The following is a 25,191-nucleotide window of genomic DNA, read 5'->3' as shown; positions in this document are numbered from 1 at the left end:
CACTTTTCTCGTATTGACTCCAGTCAATACAGAATGATTTGATACAACCCACGTATGCACAATATGCACGCTTCCTCACACCCGGAAAGGGGGGAGCGCGCCCGTGGTGCGCGTGCCGTATGCAGTCGAGTTGTCAGTCACAAGGTCCGGTGGCCATGAACCGGCGGGCCGATGTCCATGAACGGAGAATCCATGCAACAACGTACGAAGATCGCCTTAGCCGTTGCCGTCGCCCTGCAAGCGATGGGCGGCATCGCCCAGGCGCAGACCACCACGACCGCACCCGCCGCGGAGACACCGCAGCGCGTCGAAGTGACCGGTTCGCGCATCCGTCAGGTCGACCTGGAAACGGCACAACCGGTCCAGGTGATGACCCAGGAACAGATCCAGAAGACCGGCCTGGTCACCGTCGGCGACATCATCAACAACCTGTCCGCCGCCGGCACGCCGGCGTTCTCGAAAGGCTCGACGCTGACGTCGAACCGCGAGCAGGGCGGCCAGTACATCAATATGCGCAACCTCGGCTCGAACCGCCTGCTGGTGCTGGTCAACGGCAAGCGCTGGACCCAGACCGTGGCCGGCTACACCGACATGTCGACCGTGCCGGCCTCGATGATCGACCGCATCGAAGTGCTGAAGGACGGCGCGTCCTCGATCTATGGCTCGGACGCGATCGCCGGCGTGGTCAACATCATCCTGAAGAAGACGATGGAAGGCGGCCAGCTGAGCGCGTACACCGGCGTCAACGAAAAGGGCGACGGCAAGAACAAGGACTTCTCGCTGAGCTATGGCGCCGGCGACGACCGCGCCAACATGATGTTCGGCCTGAGCCACACCCAGCAGGGCACCGTCTGGGCCAAGGACCGCGCCGTCACCGCCACCAGCTACGGCCCGAACCACTTGAACGCCGGCTACGGCGCCGGCCCGTGGGGCCGCATCCGCCAGGTCAACGGCAGCGGCGCGGCCACCGGCTTCAACCAGTACCTGAACCACACCGGCGGTCCGGAAGGCGACGGCACCGGTGCGAACTCGCGCGATCCGGCCAACTACCATGCCTACGCCAACGCCGACGCCGACACCTTCAATTCGACCAGCCAGATGATGTTCACGTCGCCGACCAAGCTGACGACGTTGTTCTCGAAAGGCAGCATCGCCCTGCCGTACGACACCCGCCTGACGACCACCGCCATGTACGCGGAACGCACCTCGTCGCGCCAGGTCGCCGGCTATCCGCTCAACTCGCTGACCCAAAGCAAGTTCCCGGTCTACATCGACAAGGACAGCTACTTCAACCCGTACGGCAACCAGGTCGCCGGCGCCGGCAAGGGCCAGGACCTGTTCTTCTACCGCCGCACGATCGAAGTGCCGCGCGTGACCGAGAACGAGAACCGCACCCTGCACATCGACGCCGTGCTCGAAGGCGACTTCACCGTCATGAACAAGGCGTGGAACTGGAACGTCGGCTACAACCACAGCGCCGTCACCGGCTCCGTGCTGAGCACCGGCAACCTGAACCTGCTGAACCTGAAGAAGGCCCTGGGCCCGTCGTTCCGCAACGCGTCGGGCGCGATCCAGTGCGGCACCGCGGCCAACCCGATCGCGCTGGCCGAATGCGTACCGTTCGACATCCTGGGCGGCCCGTCGGCATCGACCCAGGCCGCGCTGAACTACGTGATGTCGACCGGCCAGGCCACCTACGGCTCGACCGTCAACAGCGCCACCGCCGACCTCACCGGCGAACTGTTCACCCTGCCGGCAGGCGCGGTGGGCGTGGCCGGCGGCCTGGAACACCGCGAAGTGCGCGGCTACGACCGTCCGGGCCAGTTCGAGCAGTCGGGTTACTCGACCGACCTGGCGGGCAATGCGACCTACGGCCGCTACACCGTCAAGGAAGCCTACCTCGAAGCCAACATCCCGCTGCTGAAGAACGTGCCGTTCGCCGAACACCTGAGCCTGGATATCGCCTCGCGCTACTCCGACTACAGCAACTTCGGCAACACCACGAACAGCAAGGCCAGCGTGATGTGGAAGCCGATCAAGGACCTGCTGGCACGCGGCACCTGGGCCGAAGGCTTCCGCGCCCCGACCCTGAGCGACACCTTCGGCGGCGGCTCGCAGTCGTACGACTCCTACCTGGACGCCTGCGACAGCCTGTACGGCGCGGCCGCCAACAACGCCGCCGTCAAGACCCGCTGCACCGCGGCCGGCGTGCCGACCACCTTCCGCCAGGTCAACCAGGCCGGCGCGGCGGTCCCGGCCGGCGGCGCCCAGTCGCCGACGCCGTTCAACACCGGCGCCGGCAACGCCAGCGTGCAGCCGGAAACCGCGACCACGAAAACCTTCGGCCTGGTCTACAGCCCGTCGTTCGTCAACGGCCTGACCATGTCGGTGGACTACTTCGACATCAGCGTGAAGAACCGGATCGTCGGCGTCTCGGCGACCTACGTGATCAACCAGTGCTACGTCAACGGCGTGCAGAGCTTCTGCGACGCGATCAAGCGTGACCCGGCCACCGGCCAGATCACCACCCTGTCGCGCGGCAACGCCAACCTGGGCGAACTGGGCACCAAGGGCTTCGACCTGACCTTCGCCTACCGCTTCCCGACGACCCCTTACGGTCGCTTCGGCATCCGTTCGGAATCGACCTATACCGATACCTACGAGATCAAGAGCACCGCGACGTCGGACTTCGTCAACTACGCCGGCGAATTCGGCATCAACCGCGTGAAGTCGAACCTGACCCTGGACTGGAGCCTGGGCAACTGGAACGCCACCCTGACCTCGCGTTACTACAGCGGCGTGAAAGTCCACTGCTGGAGCGCGGCGAACAACCAGGAGTGCAGCAACCCGACGGATGCGGCAAGCTGGGGCACCGGCTACAGCAAGCTGGGTTCGATGACCTACAGCGACCTGTCGATCGGCTACACGCTGCCATGGAAAGGCAAGCTGATGGTCGGCGCGAACAACGTGTTCAACCGCAAGCCGATCGTCGTGTACGACGCGGCCAGCGCCTACGGCGGCACCTCGTCGTCGTCGGCAGTGGATCCGGAACGCCCGATCGACCGCTTCTTCTACGTCCGCTACAACCAGTCGTTCTGACGACCTGAAGGCGGCGGCCCCGCCGCCTCCCCCGATGCCCGCCCGGCCCTGCCCGGCGGGCATTTTTCATTGCCCGAATGCGTTTTGGTATGACTCCCGCGCATCGAAAATTCCCTGAAAACCGTTTGTTACTCCAAATAACGTTGCGAAAAGGTGACGTTTTTCGGCAGAAATTTGTTTTTCGCACGTGTGGATAGTGTGTTGACGCCGCCGCCAATGCATACTTTCTCGACATCTTTTATGCACCATTTTTGGGCGTAAAGTTTTTAAAAATAAAAATTTGTAAGACGATAGGGGGATGAAGTCGTACTTATCGATACAGTTCTGTGACAAATTGTGTAATTACGCAGGACTGCAACATTTACAAGCGTGTACAAGTTGTCCGTTGACAGGCTGCCATTCCAAATGATTCCATTGCCAACTTGGAAAAAGCGATATGCACGCTCTTTCCAGACAGTCGCATCAGCGACCGCGTCGACGGCCGTGTCTCACTATTTGCCGTACCTAAACCCTAGGAGTTTTGTAACCATGATGGAAAAAGTCTTGTCCCGGTCGATCCGCTTGATCTGTGTCAGCGGCGTCGCCTTCGGGATGCACGCAGCCCATGCTCAAGAGGCCCAGAACACCACGTCGATGCAGCGCGTCGAAGTGACCGGCTCGCGTATCCGCCAGGTCGACCTGGAGACCGCACAACCGGTCCAGGTGATGACCCAGGAACAAATCCAGAAGACAGGTCTCGTCACCGTCGGCGACATCCTGAACAACATGACGTCGGCCGGCTCCCCGGACTTCAGCAAGGGCGGCTCCCTGGTATCGAACCGTGAGAACGGCGGCCAGTACCCGAACCTGCGCAATCTGGGCGCGAACCGCCTGCTGACCCTGGTGGACGGCAAGCGCTGGAGCTCGAGCGTCAACGGTTACACCGACATCTCGACGATCCCGTCGTCGATGATCGACCGCATCGAAATCCTGAAGGATGGCGCATCGGCGATCTACGGTTCGGACGCGATCGCGGGCGTGGTCAACATCATCCTGAAGAAGTCGATGGAAGGCGGCCAGCTGAGCGTGTACACCGGCGCCAACGAAAAGAACGGCGACGGCAAGAACAAGGACTTCTCGCTGGCCTATGGTGCGAACAACGACAAGGCATCGGTCATGTTCGGCCTGTCGCACACCGAACAGGGCGCCATCATGGCGAATGCCCGTCCCGAGACGGCCTACGGCTACGGCCCGAACCATCCGGACGACGCCCTGGGCGCCGGTCCGTGGGGCCGCATCCGCCAGGTCGGTCCGACCGGCTCGGCCACCGGCTTCAACCAGTACCTGAACCACACCGGCGGCTCGCTGGGCGACGGTACCGGTGCGGCCTCGAACGTGGCGGGCAACTACCACAATTTCGTCACCGGCACCCCGGCCGACACGTTCAATTCGACGAGCCAGATGCAGTTCGCGATGCCGACGAAGCTGGACACGATCTTCACCAAGGGTGAGGTCAACCTGCCGTACGACATGATCTTCCGCACCACCGCGATGTACGCCGAGCGTACCTCGAAGTCGCAGGTGGCCGGCTACCCGCTGAACAGCCTGTCGCAGCCGAACTACCCGGTCTATGTCGACAAGAACAGCTACTACAATCCGTACGGCAACCAGGCCCTCGGCGGCACCGGCGGCCAGGACCTGTTCTTCTACCGCCGCACCATCGAAGTGCCGCGTACCACCGAGAACGAAAGCCGCACCACCCACCTGGATGCGACCCTGTCCGGCGAATTCGGCGCCCTGGGCCGTACCTTCAACTGGGACGTGGGCTACAACCACAGCGCCGTCACCGGTTCGGTGCTGGGTACCGGCAACATCAACCTGCTGAACCTGAAGAAAGCCCTGGGTCCGTCGTTCGTCAACGCATCGGGCGTGGTCCAGTGCGGTACCGCCGCCAACCCGATCGCGCTGGCCGAGTGCGTGCCGTTCAACATCCTGGGCGGCCCGTCGGCCTCGACCCAGGCCGGCCTGAACTACATCATGTCGACCGGCCAGGCGACCTACGGCAGCACCACCAACAGCGCCACCGCCAACATCAGCGGCGAAATCTACAACCTGCCGGCCGGCGCGATCGGCGTGGCAGCCGGCCTGGAACACCGCGAAGTGCGCGGCTACGACCGCCCGGGCCAGTTCGAACAGTCGGGCTACTCGACCGACCTGGCAGGCAACTCGACCTTCGGCCGCTACACCGTCAAGGAAGCGTACCTGGAAGTCGCCGTCCCGCTGCTGAAGAACAAGCCGTTCGCTGAACTGCTGTCGATCGACCTGGCGACCCGCCACTCGGACTACAACAACTTCGGCACCACCAACAACAGCAAGTTCAGCTTCATGTGGAAGCCGGTCAAGGACGTGCTGGCCCGCGGCACCATCGCCGAAGGCTTCCGCGCGCCGACCCTGGGCGACACCTTCGGTGGCGGCCAGCAGACCTTCGACTCCTACATCGACCCGTGCGACAGCATCTACGGCGAAGCGGCGAAGAACCCGACCGTGGCCCAGCGTTGCGCCGCTGCAGGCGTTCCCGCCAACTTCCGCCAGCTGAACCAGAACAGCCAGCCGATCACCAGCTCGGGCGGCGCGCAATCGCCGTACCCGTTCCAGGCAGGCGCCGGCAACAGCTCGCTGCGTCCGGAAACCGCGATCAGCAAGACCCTCGGCATCGTCTACAGCCCGTCGTGGCTGCCGGGCGCCTCGGCCTCGCTGGACTGGTACAAGGTCAACGTGAACAACCGCATCACCGGCATCGACGCGAACTTCGTGACCAGCCAGTGCTACACCGAGAACGTCAGCTCGTTCTGCTCGTCGATCGTGCGTGACCCGGTCACCCACGAGATCACCTACCTGGAACGCGGCAACGCCAACCTGGGTCGCCTGGAAACCTCGGGCATCGACGTCGCGCTGAGCTACCGCTTCCCGATGACCCAGTACGGCCGCTTCGGCGTCCGTGCCGACGGCACCTACCTGAACTCGTACAAGTCGCGCAGCGAAGACGGCGCCGACTGGCAGGAATACGCCGGCGAATTCCTGTACAACCGCGTGAAGGCCAACGTGTCGCTGGACTGGAGCATGGGCAACTGGGGCGCCACCTGGACCAGCCGCTACTTCAGCCCGATCAAGGACCAGTGCTGGGATTCGGAAACCGAGTGCAGCATGCCTGAGTTCGAAGCGAGCTGGGGCACCGGCGCCAACAAGCAGGGCGCGCTGGTCTACCACGACATCAACCTGAACTACAAGACCCCGTGGAAGGGCCAGATCCAGTTCGGCGTGAACAACCTGTTCGACAAGAAGCCGCGCGTCACGTACCAGGCGTACATCTCCGGCTACACCTCGTCGTCCTCGGTGGACGCCGACAAGCCGATCGACCGCTTCTTCTACGTGCGCTACAACCAGGCCTTCTGATGACGGCGGCCTGCGAGCCGCTTGCATGAGAACCTGACCGATGCCCGCCGGGTCCGCCCGGCGGGCATTTTTCATGGTGCCGTCCGCCAGCGCGCGCGACGCGGTATCATGAGCGGTTTGCCGCCCGCGCGGCGGCCCTATCCCCTACGAACCATGGCAATCAAACTCAAGAACGACAAGGACATCGGCAAGATGCGCGTCTCCGGCCGCCTGGCGGCCGAAGTGCTGGAAATGATCAAGGAATACGTCGTCCCCGGTGTCTCGACCGAGGAACTCGACCGCCGCTGCAACGACTACATCCGCAAGGTGCAGAAGGCCACGCCGGCCAACGTCGGCTACCACGGCTTTCCGAAGACGCTGTGCACCTCGGTCAACGGCGTGGTCTGCCACGGCATCCCGAGCGAGACCGAGATCCTGCAGGACGGCGACATCATCAACATCGACGTCACCGTGATCAAGGACGGCTGGCACGGCGACACCAGCCGCATGTTCTTCGCCGGCACCCCGCGCCCCGAGGCGCAGAAGCTGGTCGACACCACTTACGACGCGATGATGGCCGGCATCCGCGCCGTGCGTCCGGGCGCGCGCCTGGGCGACGTCGGCCACGCGATCCAGAAGCTGGCCGAAGGCGCCGGCTACTCGGTGGTGCGCGAATACTGCGGCCACGGCATCGGCAAGGTCTACCACGAGGATCCGCAAGTGCTGCACTACGGCCGCCCCAACACCGGGCTGCTGCTCAAGGAAGGCATGACCTTCACCGTCGAGCCGATGATCAACCTGGGCGAGGCCGACGTCGAACAGCTCGACGACGGCTGGACGGTGGTCACGCGCGACCGCTCGCTGTCGGCGCAGTGGGAGCACATGATCGCGGTGACCAAAAACGGGTTCGAGATCCTGACGCCCTGGCCGAAGTAAACTCAAGCAAAACCAGGGTCAGAGCCCTTTGACATCAACACCGGGCTCTGACCCAAAAAAAAGCCCGCCGGTGCGAACCGGCGGGCTTTTTTGCCGCCGCCGCCCGGCGGGCCGGGCGGCGGTTGCAGCGGCGCTATCAGAACTTGTAGCGTGCGCTGAAGTTGAAGTAGCGGCCGTACGGGTTGTGCAGGTCTTCGTTGAAGCCGGCGGTCGTGTTGGTCGGATCGTACGGCGCCTTGGTGTCGAACAGGTTCTGCACGTTGGCGCTGAGGGTCCAGTTACGGAAGCCGGTGTACGTATAGCCCACGTTGATGGTCGTCCACTCCTTGATCGCGCACTGCGGGTAGAACGTCTCGTACAGCGAGTTCGACGTATCGCGGTCCGGCGCCGCGTCGGTCGGCTTGCGGGTGCCGTAGTGGCAGAACGGCTGCGCGTAGGTCGTCTCGCCGTCGTAGCGACGCAGCAGCGAGATCGGGCTCACGTAGTTCAGCGCCGCGCTGACGATGTGGTCGCCACGGGTCCAGGTGCTCGACAGCGTGGTCTTCCAGCGCGGCATCTGGGTGCCGGTGGACAGCAGCCAGTCGCTCAGGCCCGGCTGGGTGCCGGCCACGTTGTGGACCGGGTCGCCTTCGTTCTGCCAGATCTTGTAGGTCTGCACGTAGGTCGAGCGCAGCGTGGTCGACAGCGAACCCCACTCGCCCAGCTTGTTGCGCAGGCGTGCTTCGAGGTCGACGCCGCCCAGCTCGGTCTTGCCCTGGTTGCGCCACGGGGTCGCCACCATCAGCAGCGAACCGGTGCCCGGGATCGGGTTGCCGGCCGCGTCGACCAGGAAGCTGGCCGGGTTGGTATCGCGCGTCACGTTCTGCGGGAAGCGGTCTTCGTCCTTCAGCGCCTGGTCCGACGTGCCCAGCACGATCTCGTTGCGGCGCTTGATGTTGAAGAAGTCCACCGTCATGTCGAAGTAGCTGGTCGGCGAGAAGATCAGGCCGATGTTGTAGCTCTTCGATTCTTCCGGCTTCAGGTCCGGGTTGAAGCCGCCGGTGCCGGCGATGCTGCGCGAGCAGTCCTGGGTGGTGCCGCCACCCGGCAGCGGGGTCTGGTGGTCCGGACCGCAACGCTTCGGATCCCACACGCCGCTCAGGAAGTACTGGGCGCCGCCGGCCACGACCTGGCTCAGCGACGGTGCGCGGAAGCCCTCGGCATAGGTGCCGCGGACCGCGAACGTATCGTTGATGGTCCACTTGCCGCCGACCTTCGGCACGAAGTTGGTCTTGATGTTCGGGTACTTGTCGACGCGGCCGGCGAAGTCGAACTCGAGGTTCTTCAGGACCGGGGTGCGGAATTCGACGAACGCCGACTTGACGGTACGGCCGCTGTCCAGGATGGTGTTGGCCAGGCCGTAGATCTGGCCCGAGGCGACCAGCGGATCCGGGTTCAGGTTGATCGTCTCGCGGCGGATCTCGCCACCGACGGCGACGCCGATCTTACCGCCCGGCAGCTGGCCGAATTCGGTCGTGGCCTTGGCGTCCCATTGCGAGATCTGCGACTTGTTGTTGGCGATGACGTCGTGGCCCAGGTTCGGGTCGGCATTCAGCGACGCCAGCGAACGGTTCTGGGTCACCAGCGTGCGCAGCACCGGCAGGTACAGGCGGCCGTAGGTGACGTCGTCGCGCTCCGAACGGTTCCACAGGCCGGCGGTTTCCCAGTCCCAGCCGAAGTTGCTGCCGCGGAAACCGGCGACGACGCGGACGCCGTCGTTCTTGCTGGCCGAGCCGCCACGCAGGTTGTCGAAGCGGTACTGGACCGAGGAACGCGCATCGGTGAACGGGTTGTCCGGGTGGCCGATCGGCAGGATCGCCTGGAACGGCGTGGTAACGCCCGAATTCGTGAAGTTGGTGACGCTGGTGGTGCCGATCGTGATCGGCGCGCCGGTGTACTCGCGCTCGACGCGCGAGTAGTTCACGTCGGCGAAGCCGACGATGCCGGTGTTGCCGACCTTGATCTCGCCATGGCTGATGACGTTGATGTCGCGGCCCCAGCCCTGGGCTTCCAGGAACTGGTCGGCATCGTAGTTACAGAACGTGCGGCCGAGGTAGACGCTGGTCGGCAGCAGGCCGAGCGCGGTGCTGCCCACCAGTTGCTGCGAGGTCGGGCAGCTGGTGTCGAAACGCATGTTGTTGGGCGCGGTCGCCTGGGTCACGCCGAAGCTGTTGCTGCCTGGACGGGTTTCGCGGAAATAGGTCGCGTAGCGCGAGACGGTGCTCGAGTAGTTCGACTTGAAGCGGCCGTTCATGATCTGGTACTGCTCGTACTCGATGTCGGTGGCGTCGCGGCGCTTGGTACGGTCGCGCTGGCTGAAGTCGCCGGTGATCATGAAGGAGTAGCCGTCGTTTTCCAGGTCGCCCTTGCCCCAGATGCCGTTGAAGCCCTTCTTGCGGAAGTTGCCGTCGTCGTTGGCGCCGCCGCGCGCCGAGATCTCGGCGCCTTCGTAGCTCGACTTCAGGATGAAGTTGATGACGCCGGCGATCGCGTCGGAACCGTAGACGGCCGAGGCGCCGTCCTGCAGCACCTCGATGCGTTCGATGGCCGCGACCGGGATCGAGTTCAGGTCATAGATGACCGAGTTGCCGGCGTTCGGGTCGGCGTACGGCGCCGGGGTGATGCGGCGGCCGTTCAGCAGGACCAGGGTCGACGAGGAACCCAGGCCGCGCAGCGAGGCGGTGGAGGCGCCCTTGGCGAAGCCCGAGCCGCTGCCGAAGTCCTGGTTGCCGTCGGTACCCATCGACGGGATGTACTTCATCAGGTCCGAGACCGAGGTGGCGCCCGTGTTCTTGATGTCCTGGGCGGTCACGACGCTGACCGGCGACGTGCCTTCCTTGTCGGTGCGCTTGATGTTGGAACCAGTCACATAGACCGTTGCGGGCGCGGTGGTCGTCGCGCCGCTCTGGCCGGTCGGGGTGGCGCTGGTCGCGCTGGTCTGGGCTACGGCATACGGGGCGGTTCCCAGGGCCAGCAGCACAGCGATTACGCTGGGTTTCAGCAGAAACTGTTTTTCCAAGGTCATCTCTCTCTTCACGAATTTTATTTTCGACGTGCATACTGCACAGATCGAGTGTGCCAAAGGAGATGAGTAAAGCGAAATATTTTTTTATAACATCTTCATGAAATGTCCGCATATGTATCTTTTACGATACACGTAAATATGCGCCATTCTGCATTTGCGCAATTTTTCACCGTATATTCTTAACTTCGCCTCATAAAGTTTTGCTAGATTGATGCGGCGCACCATGTCCATGAAAAAGCGTTGTACGTGTTACATCGGTGCGGCGTCGCCCGGCGGATGTGCATGACGCACCGCAACGGTGCATCGAGGCACGGAACGGATCGCCGACCGGCTGGCCTGCCCCGCCGTCGATGGCGCGCTGCACCACGCACGCCGGCATGCGATCGGCCAAAAAAAAACGCTCCCGAAGGAGCGTTGCATGGCGCAATCGCCGGAATTACTTGGCGTTCATCAGGGCCACGGTGGTGTCCAGCATGCGGTTGCTGAAGCCCCACTCGTTGTCGTACCAGGACGAGACCTTCACCAGGCGGCCCGAGACTTTCGTCAGGGTGGCGTCGAAGTTCGACGATGCCGGGTTGTGGTTGTAGTCCACCGAGACCAGCGGCGCCGTGTTGTAGGTCAGGATGCCGGCCAGCGGACCGTCGGCGGCGGCCTTCATCAGGCCGTTGATCTCGTCGACGGTGGTGTCGCGCTTGGCGATGAAGGACAGGTCGACGATCGACACGTTGATGGTTGGCACGCGGATCGCGTAGCCGTCCAGCTTGCCGTTCAGTTCCGGCAGCACCAGGCCGACCGCGGCGGCGGCGCCGGTCTTGGTCGGGATCATCGAGTGCGTGGCCGAACGGGCGCGGCGCAGGTCTTCGTGCATCACGTCGGTCAGCACCTGGTCGTTGGTGTAGGCGTGGACGGTGGTCATCAGGCCGTTTTCCAGGCCGATCGCATCGTTCAGCGGCTTGACCAGCGGGGCCAGGCAGTTGGTGGTGCAGGACGCGTTCGAGATCACGGTGTCCGAGGCTTTCAGCACGTCGTGGTTGACGCCGTACACGATGGTGGCGTCGACGTCCTTGCCGCCCGGGGCCGAGATGATGACCTTCTTGGCGCCGCCCTTCAGGTGGGCCGACGCCTTTTCCTTGGTGGTGAAGAAGCCGGTGCACTCGAGCACGACGTCCACGCCCAGTTCGCCCCACGGGATCTCGGCCGGGTTGCGCTGCGCGAACACGCGGATGCGGTCGCCGTTGACGATCATGAAGTCGCCGTCGACTTCGACGGTGCCGGGGAACTTGCCGTGGGTGGTATCGTAGCGGGTCAGGTGGGCGTTCGACTCGGAATTGCCGAGGTCGTTAATCGCCACGATCTGGATGTCCTGCTTCTTGCCGCCTTCGTAGAAAGCGCGCAGCACATTGCGGCCGATACGGCCATAACCGTTGATTGCTACCTTGATCGTCATGTATCACTCCTGATTGAAAAAAATCTTATCTTCGAAGCATAGCGCGAAACGCCGCCGCACGATTCCGTCCCCAAGACCGTGCGGCGGATGCGGGATGGCTTACGCCAGCACCGACTTGACCTTGCCGACGACGTTCTCGACCGTGAAGCCGAAGTGCTTGAACAGCACCGGCGCCGGCGCCGATTCGCCGAAGGTGTCGATACCGACCACGGCGCCTTCCAGGCCGACGTACTTGTACCAGAAGTCGGTCACGCCGGCTTCCACCGCCACGCGCGGGATACCCTTGCCCAATACGGCGGCCTTGTAGGCGGCGTCCTGGCGCTCGAACACGTCGGTCGACGGCATCGAGACCACGCGCACCTGGATGCCCTGGCCGGCCAGCGCCTCGGCGGCCTTGACGGCCAGCTCGACTTCGGAGCCGGTGGCGATCAGCACGGCGCGCGGATTGGCGACGTCGCGCAGCACGTAGCCGCCGCGGGCGACGTTCGCCACGGTGGCGGCGTCGCGTTCCATGTACGGCAGGTTCTGGCGCGAGAAGATCAGCGTGGACGGGCCGTCCTTGCGCTTGAGCGACTCGCCCCAGGCTACCATCGATTCGGTGGTGTCGCACGGACGCCAGTTGTCCAGGTTCGGGATCAGGCGCAGCGACGAGACGTGTTCGACCGACTGGTGGGTCGGGCCGTCTTCGCCCAGGCCGATCGAATCGTGGGTGAACACGAACAGCGAACGGATCTTCATCAGCGCGGCCATGCGCAGCGCGTTGCGGCTGTAGTCCGAGAAGGTCAGGAAGGTCGCGCCGAACGGGATGAAGCCGCCGTGCAGGGCGACGCCGTTCATGATGGCCGACATGCCGAACTCGCGCACGCCGTAGTTGACGTGGTTGCCCGGGGTGCCCGAGCGCAGCGCGATCGATTCCTTCCAGTTGGTCAGGTTCGAGCCGGTCAGGTCGGCCGAGCCGCCCAGGAATTCCGGCAGCACCGGCGCCAGCGCCTGGATCGCGTTCTGGCTGGCCTTGCGGGTGGCGATGGTTTCCTTCTTCTCGACGGTGGCGGCGATGGCGGCGGCCAGCGTGGCTTCGAACTGGCCCGGCAGTTCGTTCTTCATGCGGCGCTCGAATTCGGCGGCCAGTTCCGGGTACTGCGCGCGGTAGCCGGCGAACAGCGCGTCCCAGGCGGCCTGCGCTTCGGCGCCCTTCTGCTTCTGGTCCCAGGCTTCGTAGATCGGCGCCGGGATGTCGAACGGGATCGCATCCCAGATCAGGTGCTCGCGCACCGCCGCGACTTCCTTCTCGCCCAGCGCGGCGCCGTGCACCTTGTCGCCGCCCTGCAGGTTGGGCGAGCCCTTGCCGATGATGGTCTTGCAGCAGATCAGCGTGGGGCGGTCCGAGTTCTTCGCCCTGGCGATCGCCGCGTCCACCGCCGCCACGTCGTGGCCGTCGACGTCCGGGATCACGTTCCAGCCGTAGGCTTCGAAGCGCTTCGGGGTATCGTCGGTGAACCAGCCTTCGACCTTGCCGTCGATCGAGATGCCGTTGTCGTCGTACAGCCAGATCATCTTGTTCAGGCGCAGCGTGCCGGCCAGCGACGCCACTTCGTGCGAGATGCCTTCCATCAGGCAGCCGTCGCCGACGAACGCGTAGGTGTAGTGGTCGACGATGTCGAAGCCCGGGCGGTTGAATTCACGCGCCAGCAGCCACTCGGCCAGCGCCATGCCGACGGCGTTGGCGATGCCCTGGCCCAGCGGGCCGGTGGTGGTTTCCACGCCCGGGGTGATGCCGACTTCCGGGTGGCCCGCGGTCTTGCTGTGCAGCTGGCGGAAGTTGCGGATGTCGTCCATGGTCAGGTCGTAGCCCGACAGGTGCAGCAGCGCGTAGTGCAGCATCGAGCCGTGGCCGTTCGACAGCAGGAAACGGTCGCGGTTCATCCAGCCCGGATTGGCCGGGTTATGGCGATAGTGGCCGTCCCACAGCGCGACGGCGATCTCGGCCATGCCCATCGGCATGCCGGGGTGGCCGGAGTTGGCTTTCTGGACGGCGTCCATCGCCAGCGCACGGATCGCGTTGGCCATCAGGGTGGTGGTTTGCAGAGATTTCATGGGTGCGGTGAGTACTGAGGATTGGAAAGCGGTGGCGCTGATGTATGCACATGCGGCTGGCCTTAACCGGGTATTTTACCAGAGGGCGCCGGCGAGGATTTAAAATGCCGGCTTCGCCACCTTCCGGATTGCCATCCATGCCACGCTTTTACTGTCCCCAGCCGCTGGTCGCCGGCAGCATCGTCGACCTGCCGGAAACGGTCGCCCACCACCTGCACGTCGTGCGCCAGCAGCCGGGCGACGCGCTCGTGCTGTTCGACGGCGCCGGCGGCCAGGTGCGCGCCCGCCTGGTCGAGATCGGCAAGCGCCGCGCCAGCGCCGAGGTGCTGGCGCACGAGGCGGTGGAAGCCGAACTGCCCTTCGCCGTCACCCTGGCCCAGGGCCTGCCGGAAGGCAGCAAGATGGACTGGATCGTCGAGAAGGCGGTCGAGCTGGGCGTGGCCGCCATCCAGCCGCTGGCGGCGCGCCGTTCGGTCGTCAAGCTGTCCGGCGAGCGCGCGGACAAGCGGCTGGCGCACTGGCAGGGCGTGGTCGTGAGCGCGTCGGAACAGTGCGGCCGCAACCGCCTGGCACAGGTGGCGCCGGTGGAAGACGTCGGGCGCTGGATCGCGCGGCCGGCCGGCGCGGCCGTGCGAATCCTGCTCAGTCCGCGCGCCGACGCCTCGCTGGCGCAGTGGACGCGCGCCAATCCGGCGCAGGACGTGTGCCTGCTGGTGGGCCCGGAAGGCGGCTTCGGCGACGAGGAAGAAGCGGCGGCGATCGCCGCCGGCGCCCTGCCCCTGTCGATGGGACCGCGCGTGCTGCGCACCGAGACGGCGGGGCTGGCGGCGCTGGCGATCCTGGCGGCGCAATGGGGCGGAATCTAGCGCGCAGGCATAAAAAAACCGCAGCCGGAGCTGCGGTCGTCGCGAGCGGCGCCGGGCGGCGCCGCCGATGCGCAATCAGAAGCGCTTGTTGTACTCGACGGTCAGCTTGATCGAGCGCGGCGCCTGGTAGGCCGTGTACTCGTTGTAGGTCGCGGACAACACGTTCTGGTCGCCCTCGTCGTACGTCGAATCCTGGGTGATCGGACGTTGCGAGTTGAGCGCGTTGAACACGTCGACCTTCACGGCCAGGCCCTTGAGCATGGTGGGCGCGTAGACCACGTTCAGGTCCAGGCGCTTTTCCCAGGGCAGGCGGCCGAGGGAACCACGCGGCGACAGCTTGCCGCCGCAGTAGTAGTACTCGGCGCCGTAGCCCGGGCCGCCGTAGGCGGTGTTGTACGGGAAGCGCGGATCCAGGCCCAGGCCGGTTTCCTCGTCGTAACCGTCGGACTGGTTGTTGGTCCCCAGGCACAGGCGCGGACGGCCCGACTGTACCGTTGCGAAGCCGCCGACCGTGAGTTCCGGCGTGATCTGGTACGCCCCGAACGCCTTCAGCTGGTGCTTGCGGTCGTTCGGCAGCAGGCCGTCGCTACCCGGCGAGAACTCCGGGAAGTCCCATGCCGCCGAGGTGCCGACGTCGGTCTGGCCGGTGTCGGAACGGGTCTGGCCTTCCATATTGCCCTTGGAACGCGACAGCGTGTAGTTGACGCGACCGAACCAGCCGTTGCGCATCGGGTGTTCCATGTACATGTCCAGCGCCGCATACGTCCGCTTGGCCTTCGGCTGGGCGATCTGGGCGGCGGTGAAGTGCGCATACTGGCCCTTGCCGGTCACGACCGGGTTGCCGGCGGCGTCGTTGCCATCCACCCACAGGGTCACGTCGCGGCCCGGGTTGAAGATGAAGCAGTTGACCGCGTTAGGCGACTTGATGTCGATGCCGTTCTTTTCCGCGAAGTCGAGGATCGGACGGGTGTCGCAGCTGTCGTCGATACCGGCGCCCAGCTTGCGGTAGGTGACCTTGCCGCCGAAGTTGAAGTCCGCAGTCCAGGCCTTGTCGAAGCCGATGGTCAGCTCGTCCTGGTAGTTCGGCTTCAGGCCGTCGGCGACGATGGCGCGCGGATCCTTGCGCTGGTTGTATTCGCCGTCCGGGGACTGCTGGGTATTGATCGGCACCAGGCCCGTCGGCGCGCCGGTGTTCGGATCGACGCCCGTATAGGTGAAGTCCTGGTTCAGGTAGGTCGAGCGCGATGCCGCGCGTGCCGCCACCGAGGTCGGCAGCTGCAGGTAGTAGCGGCCCAGGCTACCATAGACCTTCAGCGACTTGTCGCCGTTGACGTCCCAGATCGCCGAGAAGCGCGGCGCCACCTGGCTCTTCATGTCGATGAACTTCTCGCCATCGCCGTTCGAGTTGGAGTAGGTATCGTTGCGCAGGCCCAGGTTCAACAGCAGGTTCGGGGTCACTTGCCACTGGTCTTCGATGTACTGGGCGGTCTGTTTCGCGGACGCGTCGGTGATCGAGCTGAAGATGTTCGATCGGACGTAGTAACCATCCAGGCCCGAGCCACCATAGTTGGCGACGACGGCCGGACGGCTGAAGGACAGCGGCACCGATTTATTGGCGTTGCCGGCGCCGACCCAGCGATAGCTCCAGCTCAAGCCGCCGCTGGTTGCGACACCTGCGCCGCTGACGTCGATCTTGACCGAGTCGATACCGGCGCGCAGCTTGTGGTCGCCGAGCTTGTACTCGACGTCGAAGCGGGCCGCCTTGGTCTGGTCTTCGCCCGGCGTCGCGCGGTTGCCGGGGAAGATGTTGTGGGTGCGGAACAGGTCCGGGTTGATCGCCGGCCAGCGGCCATTGCCGCCGGTGTAGTTGATGACCGAGACCGACGGCGGCACCGCACCGCCGGTGTTCTGGCCGGCCTGCTCGTAGGTAGTGCCGCGTTCGGTCTTCAGGACGCCGTACAGGGCGGTGACCGTCAGGTCGTCGGTGACCTGGCCGTTATAGCGCAGCGTGTTCAGCTTGGAACCCGGGGTCTGCGGGTAGTACGCATCGGTCGGCCCCATATTGCGTGCCACGGCCGAGGAGTACAGCGTGTTGTTCGGGTGGCCGTTCAGGTTGACGAGGCCATCGGTCGCCGTCGTGCTGTCCAGCACGTAGCCGTATTTCTGGTAGCGGCCGCGGACGTCGTCGCCGACGGTGGTGAACTCCAGGCGGTGGTTGTCGGTGATGTTCCAGTCCAGCTTGCCGAGCCAGCGGTTTTCCCAGGTACGGTTCGCGTTCCAGCCGCTTTCCGCGATCGTCGACGGCGCGGCCGAGCTGGCCGAACCGAGGTAGCTGTCGGTGCCGAGGGTCTGGTCGGCAGCGACGAACATGAACAGCTTGTCCTGGATGATCGGACCGCCGACGTAGCCGCCGTACTGCCGGCTGGTGGTCGAACGGTTGTCGCGGCGCAGGTCGATCCGGCCGTCGGTGTCGGCGCCGTTATTGGCGTAGACGATGTTGCGGCGGCTGGCACGCCACGAATTCGGCTCGATCGAATAGGTCGCACCCGCTTCCCAGGTATTGGTACCGCTCTTAGAGGTCACGGCCATCACGCCGCCGATCGAACGGCCGAACTCGGCGCCGAAGCCGCCGGTCATCACGTTGGCCTGCTGGATCGCGCCGAACGGCAGTTCCATCGAGCCCAGCTGGCTCAGCGGGTTGGTGATCGGGAAACCGTTCAGGTAGAAGGCGTTTTCGGATACGCCGCTGCCGCCGAACGATGCGGTGTTGCCGAATGCCGGGTCACCCTTGGTGGTGTTCGGTGCCAGCAGCACGATCGAGGTCAGGTTCTGCTGGACCGGCAGCTTGCTCAGTTCCTTGGCGGTGAACGTGACGCCGTTGGCCGCCGTGGTCAGGTCGATGCGGCTGCGGCGACCGGTCACCGTGACCGCTTGTACGTTCAGGAACGATGCATCGACACCCTGGCCGAGCAGGACGTCGACTTCGGTCGAACGCACCGCGTTGCCGTTTTGAATCAGGTCAACGCGGTAGTGGCCCGGCGGCAGCGACGTCACCTGGAAGCGGCCGAGCGAGTCGACCGAACCGGTCCGGCGCAAGCCGGTCTCGGTGTTCGTCAGGGCGACGCTGGCACCCGGCGTACCTTCCACGCGACCGCTCACCGTACCGGTGGCGTTCGACTGCGCCATCGCCGGCGGCATGACGCCCACGACCAGCGCAGTTCCCCCGAACGCCAGGGCCAATGCGTGCGTTAAAACGGATTTCTTAAGCATGTGATTCCCTATTCTGTTATCGAAGCCGCTACTTTGGCGACTCGTACTGCAGTTCTCGATCACAAAAACACGACGGTTGCGACATGTTTTTCTTTACCCGGAAACAAGAATCTCTCTTTCTTGCCGCGTATATATTTAATAAAACATACATATTTTGTTGCCGTCAATTTCTCCAAAGCACTTTATTCTTATATTTACAGTGGAAAAAAACGCATCAAATTGGTGCACCTGAATTCTTCATGGCGCCGTCGCAGGACGCGGGTTTTAGTTGTTTATACAAATTTATAGGCACATGTTGAGCAGTTGTGTATGAAATAATGAAAAATTAAAACATTTAACATATTCTGGCCATAAATAACAGATAGAAACGCTATGCCGGGCGCCCCAGTTTGGTCCAGCCGTAGTACAACTACGCACGGTCATAGCGCACAAGTTTCATTTCGTAAAATAAAAATATTGTGACGTTGACGTTGGATCTGTACAACATATGCGCTACCAGGCTGCGACAGGCAATGTGGGCTTCGCATCGATGGACACCCCCTCTGCGGGTCTTTGCCGAACCCGACTGGAGTTCTCCGCGACGGCGCTGGCGTCATCGACCACTCCCGCAGCCAGTCTTTGTTGCCAGTCCGCATCGCCATCAGCGCGCGGCATGTGGCAGCGCCGCCATCGGGCGGAGGCGGTCCGCTAGGCGTGATCCGTGCTGCGATGCCAACAACAGGGAACCTGCCGCCTCGCCCATCGCCGCCTCGCCGTGCGCCACCTCGGCAATGGAACATACCGCCAGCAGCGGGGCCGGTTCGTACAGCCAGCGCGAACGGCGCCAAAAGAAAAGCCCCGGCAGCGGACTTGCGTCCGCCCCGGGGCGTCTGGATGTTGCGCAGCGGCGGCATCACTGCCGCCGTTGCGATACGGATCAGAACGTGTAGTTCAGACCCAGGTTGAAGAAGCGGCCGATGGCGCCGGCCTGGTGCAGCGATGCGTTGTACGCGGTCTGCACGGTCGAGTTGCCATAGGTGTTCGGATCCAGCGGCGGCTGCTTGTCGAACAGGTTCAGGATCGAGCCGCGCAGCGTCAGGTTCTCGCTCAACTTGTACTGGATGTTCAGGTTGGTCGAGGTGAACGACGCGATGTGGCAGTAGTACTCCGGCTGGGTCGGGCCAGTGAAGTAGGGACGGCCGGTGATGTCGGCGGCCGCGGTGCGGCAGTCGGTCGCGCCGGCGGCCGGATCCAGGGCCGAGAAGCTGCTGGTGTAGTTCACCGTGGCATTCACATCCAGCGGGCCTTTCGCCCAGCCCAGCGTGAACTGGGCACGGTTCTTCGGCGAACCGGTCGCGCCCGACACCACCGACGGGCCGTTGGTGCCGGCCAGCTGGTACGTCACGCCAGCGACGGTCTGCTCGTAGCTGATCGTGTGCGCCGCGCTGATGTTGGCGCGCAGTTGGCCCATGTCGCTCGGCAGGCGCCAGCGGTAGCCGATGTCCGCCTCGATGCCTTCGGTCTTGGTCGCGCCGGCGTTGATGTACGGCGATTCGGCGAACAGGATCGGACCGGCGATCGGCGTGCCGACGACGGAGCCGCCGTTGCCGTTGGACAGGTCGATCGGCGCCGCCGGGCCGCGCACGAAGGTCGGCTGGAAGCTCAGGTCGTTGCCGACGGCGGTCACGATCTGGTTCTTGACGTCGATCTTGTAGTAGTCGAGCGTGGCGTTCAGGCCCTTGACCGGTTCGACCACGATGCCCAGGGTGTACGACTTGGACTTCTCGGGCGACAGGTTCTGGCTCGGACGCTGGACGTAGGTCGGCGTGATGTCGCAGGCGCCGGTGATCGGGGTGCCGGCCGGGGCCGTGGTGCCGGTCGGGCACAGGATCGGATCGCTCAGGCCGCTGGCCGAGAAGAACGAGCCCGAGTTACCCGTTTCCGCCGGGTTCGGTGCGCGGAAGCCGCGGGCGAAGGTACCGCGCAGCGCAAACTGCTGCACCGGCTGCCACTTGAAGCTCGCCGCCGGCGTGAACGAATTGCCGTAGGTGTCGAAGTGGTCGTAGCGGCCCGAGACGTGCAGTTCCACGTTCTTGATCGGGGTCGCCTGCAGTTCGGCGAAGGCTGCGGTATTCGTTTCGGAACCGATCACGAAGGCCGAGGTGCTGGCCACGGTGCCGTTGGCCGTCAGCGACGCCGCCGGCGCGTTCCAGTCGCGCTTGTGCCAGTGCACGCCGGCCGCCATGGCCAGCGGGCCGGCGCCCAGTTGCATCAGTTCGCGCGAACCCACGGCATCGAAGTAGTTCAGCTTCGATTCCAGCGTGTTCGAATAGCGCGGCGCCACCTGGTCCAGCAGGGCTTGCGAATTGCCGCCCAGCACGTTCCAGGTACCGTTGTTGATCAGGCGGTACAGGGCGGCGCGGTTGACGTTGCCGCCGTAGTCGATGTCGGCCTTCGACTTGGTCAGGCCGCCGGCGATGTTGACGTCCCAGCCGTAGGCGCTGCCATGCAGGTCGAGCGCGAAGCGGGTGGTCGTGGCGGTATTGTCCTGCGAGGCCGATGCCGGCACGCCCGGGATGTAGCCGTACAGGCGGGCATTCTGGGCGAACGGATTGGTCAGGTTGGCGCCGATGGCCGCGCCGGGGGCGAACGTGGTGCTGCGCACCGCGCCGATACCCGGGAGCACGACGCCGTTGTTGATGATGTTGTAGCCGGTGAAGCTGGTCGGGTTGTAAACCGGACCCAGGCCGCGGTTGCTGTGGTTGTCGCGCTTGAACATCGAGCCCTTGAACGCCAGTTCCCAGTCGGCGTTCAGCTTCTTGGTCATGCCGATCAGCAGGTTCAGGTTTTCCGATTCGGGCTGAATATTGCCGACGGTATCGGTCACCGAGCACTGGCCCGCGCGGTACTTGGTGAAGTTGCAGTTCGGATCCAGGAACTGGTAGTTCGCAGGATTGTTGACGTTCGAGACGCCCGCCGGGTTGTTCGGGTTCGACGGGTTGTACAGGAACGGCGAGCTGGCCGCGGTCAGGTAGCCCAGGCGCGCGGTCGGCACGCCGAAGGTCAGGTCGTTGCCGCCGCGCGAGCGCCAGTCCGGATTCGCCCACTGGAACTGGCTGCGGTCCGAGACCTTGATGGCGCCCTGGTGACGCCATTCGGCGGTGATGAAGGCGTTGTAGCCGTCGTTGTCGATGTCGCCGATGCCGGTGCTCAGCGAGGCGCGGTGCGTCGCGCCGCCGCCGTGCTGCGTATCGCCCGTCTCGGCCGCGAAGCGGGTGCCCTGGAAGTTCTTCTTCAGCTTGATGTTCACCACGCCGGCGACCGCGTCCGAACCGTACAGCGACGAGGCGCCGCTCTTCAGGACTTCGATGCTCTCGATCGCGTCGAACGGGATATTGGACACGTCGACGAAGGAGCGCTGCGAATCGTCGCCGATCGCGTACGGCGACATGCGGTGGCCGTCGATCAGGACCAGGGTCGAACCCACGGTCAGGCCGCGCAGCGAGACGCCGGAGGCGCCGTTGGCGAAGGCGCCGGAGAAGCCGGTGCCCAGGGTGCCGGCACCGTTGGCGGCCAGGTCGTTCAGCAGTTCGGCGACCGAGGTCTTGCCGCTGCGCTGGATGTCCTGGGCCGTCAGCACCTGCACCGGGGTCGGGGTTTCGGTGTCGGCACGGCTGATCAGCGAACCGGTCACGACCACGCGCTGCGGGCTCGCGCTGGCGCCGGCGGCTTCCGTCGTCTGCGCCATCGCGGGCAGGGACGCCACCAGGGCGCCGCTGGCGACCAGGGTCGAAATGGCCAACGGCATCGACTTCAATTTGAACATCATCAAAACTTCTCCTCTCGGGACTTTCAAAAGTGGTTTCTTTTCTTGCATTTACCGCCTGCGCCAACGCATACGCCGGGTAGGCTTCCTGTGACGGCAATGCGCGGGCCGGTCAGCCATCGACTACTGTTTCTACCGCTTCTTTTTGATGCTTGGAATTACACATACCGCCTGTAGGACGAATGCTCTCAATTAACGCCGAATCCGAATCAAACGTTACTGATTCATCGATCAAACCATGGCAAACGGGAAATTGTCAACGGAACACACTTAACAAAACGCATAGAAACAACACAATGATGAAATCACATAACAAGAGCACACCCTTGGTGCGTCCCGACACGAATTTTGGTGAAAATTGGTGAGACTTGCACCAGATACGAACATAACAAGGTGTTGCCATGCCACCAACGAAACTGGCATATGCATACACTGAATATGTTACACCTTGTTACAACCTGTAATTCAGTACGATGGAAAGCCTGCTAGGAATTTTCCCAAAAGTACATTCATTCTTTCGCCATCGATCGCGGTGCACCATGGCTGCCCGACGAGGCAACATGTTTGCCGGCATAAACGCCCTGGTCCTCGCCCGCGGCCTGCCGATCGCTTATACTTGCCGTTTGCCTTCACCAGCCGCGCGATCGCCGTCCCCTGCGACGGGCCTTCCGCGCCGGCCTCGATGCCATCATGCTGCGAATCAAAGAACTCAAACTGCCCCTGGACCACCCCGAGCCCGCCCTGCGCGCCGCCATCGTCGAGCGCCTCGGCATCACCGCGGACGCGCTGGTCGATTTCACCGTCTTCAAGCGCAGCTACGACGCCCGCAAGCGCAGCGCCATCGTGCTGATCTACGCGCTCGACGTGCAGGTGCGCGACGAAGCCGCCGTACTGGCGCGCCTGGCGCGCGATCCGCAGATCGGCCCGGCGCCCGACACCGAGTACAAGTTCGTCCCGGCCGCGAAACCGGCGCCGCGCACGGCGCGTCCCGTCGTCGTCGGCATGGGCCCGTGCGGCCTGTTCGTGGCGCTGATCCTGGCGCAGATGGGCCTCAATCCGCTGGTGCTGGAACGCGGCAAGAAGGTCCGCGAGCGCACCGTCGACACCTTCGGCTTCTGGCGCAAGCGCAAGCTCAACACCGAGTCGAACGTGCAGTTCGGCGAGGGCGGCGCCGGCACCTTCTCGGACGGCAAGCTGTACAGCCAGATCAAGGACCCGAAGCACTACGGGCGCAAGGTGCTGTCGGAGTTCGTCAAGTCGGGCGCGCCGGAAGAGATCCTGTACGTCAGCAAGCCGCACATCGGCACGTTCCGGCTGGTCAAGATGGTCGAGCAGATGCGCGCCGAGATCGAGTCGCTGGGCGGAGAGATCCGCTTCGAGCAGCGGGTCGACGACGTGCTGCTCGAGGGCGAAGGCAACGCGCGCCAGGTGGTCGGCGTGCGGCTGGCCTCGGGCGAGACGATCCCCACGCGCCACCTCGTGATGGCGGTCGGCCACAGCGCGCGCGACACCTTCCAGATGCTGTACGACCGCGGCGTCTACGTCGAAGCGAAACCGTTCTCGATCGGCTTTCGCGTCGAGCACCCGCAGTCGCTGATCGACGTGTGCCGCTTCGGCCCGAACGCCGGCAACGAGATCCTCGGCGCGGCCGACTACAAGATCGTGCACCACGCCTCGAACGGCCGCAGCGTGTACAGCTTCTGCATGTGCCCGGGCGGCACCGTGGTCGCCGCCTCGTCCGAGGAAGGCCGCGTCGTCACCAACGGCATGAGCCAGTACTCGCGCAACGAACGCAACGCCAACAGCGCCATCGTGGTCGGCATCACGCCGAGCGACTACCCGGGCCACCCGCTGGCCGGCATCGCCTTCCAGCGCGAGCTGGAATCGCGCGCCTTCGTGCTGGGCGGCAGCAACTACGACGCGCCGGGCCAGCTGATGGGCGACTTCGTGCGCGGCGTGGCCTCGACCGAGTTCGGCGCCGTGGTCCCCTCGTTCAAGCCGGCCGTGCACCTGACCGACCTGGCGCCGGCATTGCCCGACTACGCCACCGTGGCGCTGCGCGAAGCCTTCGTCGCCTTCGACAAGCAGATCAAGGGCTACTACAAGCACGACGCCGTGCTGACCGGGGTCGAGACGCGCACCTCGTCGCCGATCCGCATCAAGCGCCACGACGACAGCCTGCAGAGCCTGAACACGCGCGGCCTGTACCCGGCCGGCGAGGGCGCGGGCTACGCGGGCGGCATCATGTCGGCCGCGGTGGACGGCATCCGCGTCGCCGAAGCCGTCGCCCTGGCGATGGCCGGCTGATGGACCTGGCCGGCGCCGCCGCGCAGCGCGCTCCCGGCACCGCACCGGCGGCGCTGGCCATCCTCGGCGCGCTGGTATCGCAGAACGTCGGCGCGGCCTTCGCCAAGCACCTGTTCCCGCAGGTCGGCAGCGACGGCGTGACGGCCCTGCGCGTCGGCCTGTCGGCGCTGCTGCTGATGCTGGCCATGCGCCCGTGGCGCATGCCGCCGGCGCGCGCCGACATCCCCGACATCGCGATCTACGGCGTCACGCTGGGCTGCATGAATTTGCTGATCTACCACGCGTTCGCGCGCATCCCGATCGGGATCGCGGTCGCCATCGAAGTCACCGGCCCGCTGGCCGTGGTGGTGCTGTCCTCGCGCCGGCCGCGCGACCTGGCCTGGGTCGCCTGCGCGGCGCTGGGACTGTGGCTGCTGCTGCCGCTGGAGGGCGCCGCCCGGCTCGACCCGCGCGGCGTCGCGTTCGCCCTCGGCGCCGCGCTGTGCTGGGCGCTGTACATCGTGTTCGGCAAGCGCGCCTCCGTGCTGCAAGGCGGCCACGCGGTGGCCTGGGGCATGCTGGCGGCGGCCCTGTTCACGGTGCCGTTCGGTGCCGCGCACGCCGGCGGCGCGCTGCTGGCGCCCGACGTGCTGGGCCTGGGCCTGGCGGTGGCGCTGCTGTCTTCCGCCCTGCCCTACACGCTCGAGATGATGGCCCTGAAGCGCCTGCCGCGGCGCGTGTTCGGCATCCTGGTCAGCTCGGCGCCGGCGGTGGCGGCGCTGGCCGGCTTCCTGGTGCTGGGCGAACGGCTGGGCGCGCTGCAATGGCTGGCGATCGCGCTGGTGGTCGCGGCGTCGGCCGGCAGCGCCGGTACCGCCGGTAGCGCCCGGGCCGACTGAGCCGCCTCGCCTGC

At 64.8% G+C, this 25,191-nt stretch carries 11 protein-coding genes; 6 read left to right on the top strand and 5 right to left on the bottom strand.

What is annotated here, in order from left to right:
- Window positions 1-192: 192 nt before the first annotated feature.
- From QZ749_RS11180 to map, 3 genes are all read left to right on the top strand, one after another.
- Window positions 193-3,099 carry a TonB-dependent receptor domain-containing protein gene (locus tag QZ749_RS11180; RefSeq protein WP_296946605.1) on the top strand — a complete coding sequence of 969 codons (2,907 nt, stop codon included), beginning with the start codon at window positions 193-195 and terminating at the stop codon, window positions 3,097-3,099.
- A gap of 591 nt (window positions 3,100-3,690) precedes the next feature.
- Complete coding sequence (locus QZ749_RS11175; protein WP_296946603.1) at window positions 3,691-6,531, top strand: TonB-dependent receptor domain-containing protein; 2,841 nt, start codon at window positions 3,691-3,693, stop codon at window positions 6,529-6,531.
- A 153-nt stretch (window positions 6,532-6,684) separates the two neighbouring features.
- A complete protein-coding gene (gene map, locus QZ749_RS11170) occupies window positions 6,685-7,446 on the top strand; it encodes a type I methionyl aminopeptidase (RefSeq protein WP_296946600.1) in 762 nt (253 codons plus the stop codon).
- A gap of 136 nt (window positions 7,447-7,582) precedes the next feature.
- Here the strand turns inward: map and QZ749_RS11165 are convergent, their stop codons facing one another.
- From QZ749_RS11165 to tkt, 3 genes are all read right to left on the bottom strand, one after another.
- Window positions 7,583-10,504: a TonB-dependent siderophore receptor gene (locus QZ749_RS11165; protein WP_296946599.1), complete on the bottom strand. Its 2,922-nt coding sequence runs from the start codon at window positions 10,502-10,504 to the stop codon at window positions 7,583-7,585.
- 442 nt (window positions 10,505-10,946) lie between these two features.
- Window positions 10,947-11,957, bottom strand: a complete 1,011-nt coding sequence (gene gap / locus QZ749_RS11160; RefSeq protein ID WP_296946596.1) for a type I glyceraldehyde-3-phosphate dehydrogenase — start codon at window positions 11,955-11,957, stop codon at window positions 10,947-10,949.
- A gap of 99 nt (window positions 11,958-12,056) precedes the next feature.
- Complete coding sequence (gene tkt, locus QZ749_RS11155; RefSeq protein WP_307726661.1) at window positions 12,057-14,051, bottom strand: transketolase; 1,995 nt, start codon at window positions 14,049-14,051, stop codon at window positions 12,057-12,059.
- 137 nt (window positions 14,052-14,188) lie between these two features.
- On the opposite strand from tkt, the gene QZ749_RS11150 reads away from it, so the two are divergent.
- On the top strand, window positions 14,189-14,917 hold the full coding sequence (locus tag QZ749_RS11150) for a 16S rRNA (uracil(1498)-N(3))-methyltransferase (protein ID WP_296946593.1): 729 nt from the start codon (window positions 14,189-14,191) through the stop codon (window positions 14,915-14,917).
- 75 nt (window positions 14,918-14,992) lie between these two features.
- Here QZ749_RS11150 and QZ749_RS11145 read toward each other — a convergent pair whose 3' ends face one another.
- Window positions 14,993-18,187 (bottom strand): TonB-dependent receptor, encoded by a 3,195-nt coding sequence (locus tag QZ749_RS11145; protein ID WP_296946590.1) that lies wholly within the window; start codon window positions 18,185-18,187, stop codon window positions 14,993-14,995.
- Between the two features lie 916 nt (window positions 18,188-19,103).
- Complete coding sequence (locus QZ749_RS11140) at window positions 19,104-21,995, bottom strand: TonB-dependent receptor (protein WP_296946587.1); 2,892 nt, start codon at window positions 21,993-21,995, stop codon at window positions 19,104-19,106.
- 687 nt (window positions 21,996-22,682) lie between these two features.
- Between QZ749_RS11140 and QZ749_RS11135 the strand changes: the two genes are divergently transcribed.
- Together QZ749_RS11135 and QZ749_RS11130 are read left to right on the top strand one after the other, a co-directional pair.
- The gene (locus QZ749_RS11135) at window positions 22,683-24,299 is read left to right on the top strand and encodes an NAD(P)/FAD-dependent oxidoreductase (protein WP_296946584.1); all 1,617 of its coding nucleotides are present in this window, start codon (window positions 22,683-22,685) and stop codon (window positions 24,297-24,299) included.
- Window positions 24,299-25,177: a DMT family transporter gene (locus tag QZ749_RS11130; RefSeq protein WP_296946581.1), complete on the top strand. Its 879-nt coding sequence runs from the start codon at window positions 24,299-24,301 to the stop codon at window positions 25,175-25,177. Before QZ749_RS11135 ends, QZ749_RS11130 begins: the two co-directional genes overlap by 1 nt.
- Window positions 25,178-25,191: the final 14 nt, after the last annotated feature.

It is taken from the genome of uncultured Massilia sp. (genome assembly GCF_913773735.1).
GTDB lineage: Bacteria > Pseudomonadota > Gammaproteobacteria > Burkholderiales > Burkholderiaceae_D > Telluria.
This window is presented reverse-complemented; position numbering and strand designations above follow the sequence as displayed.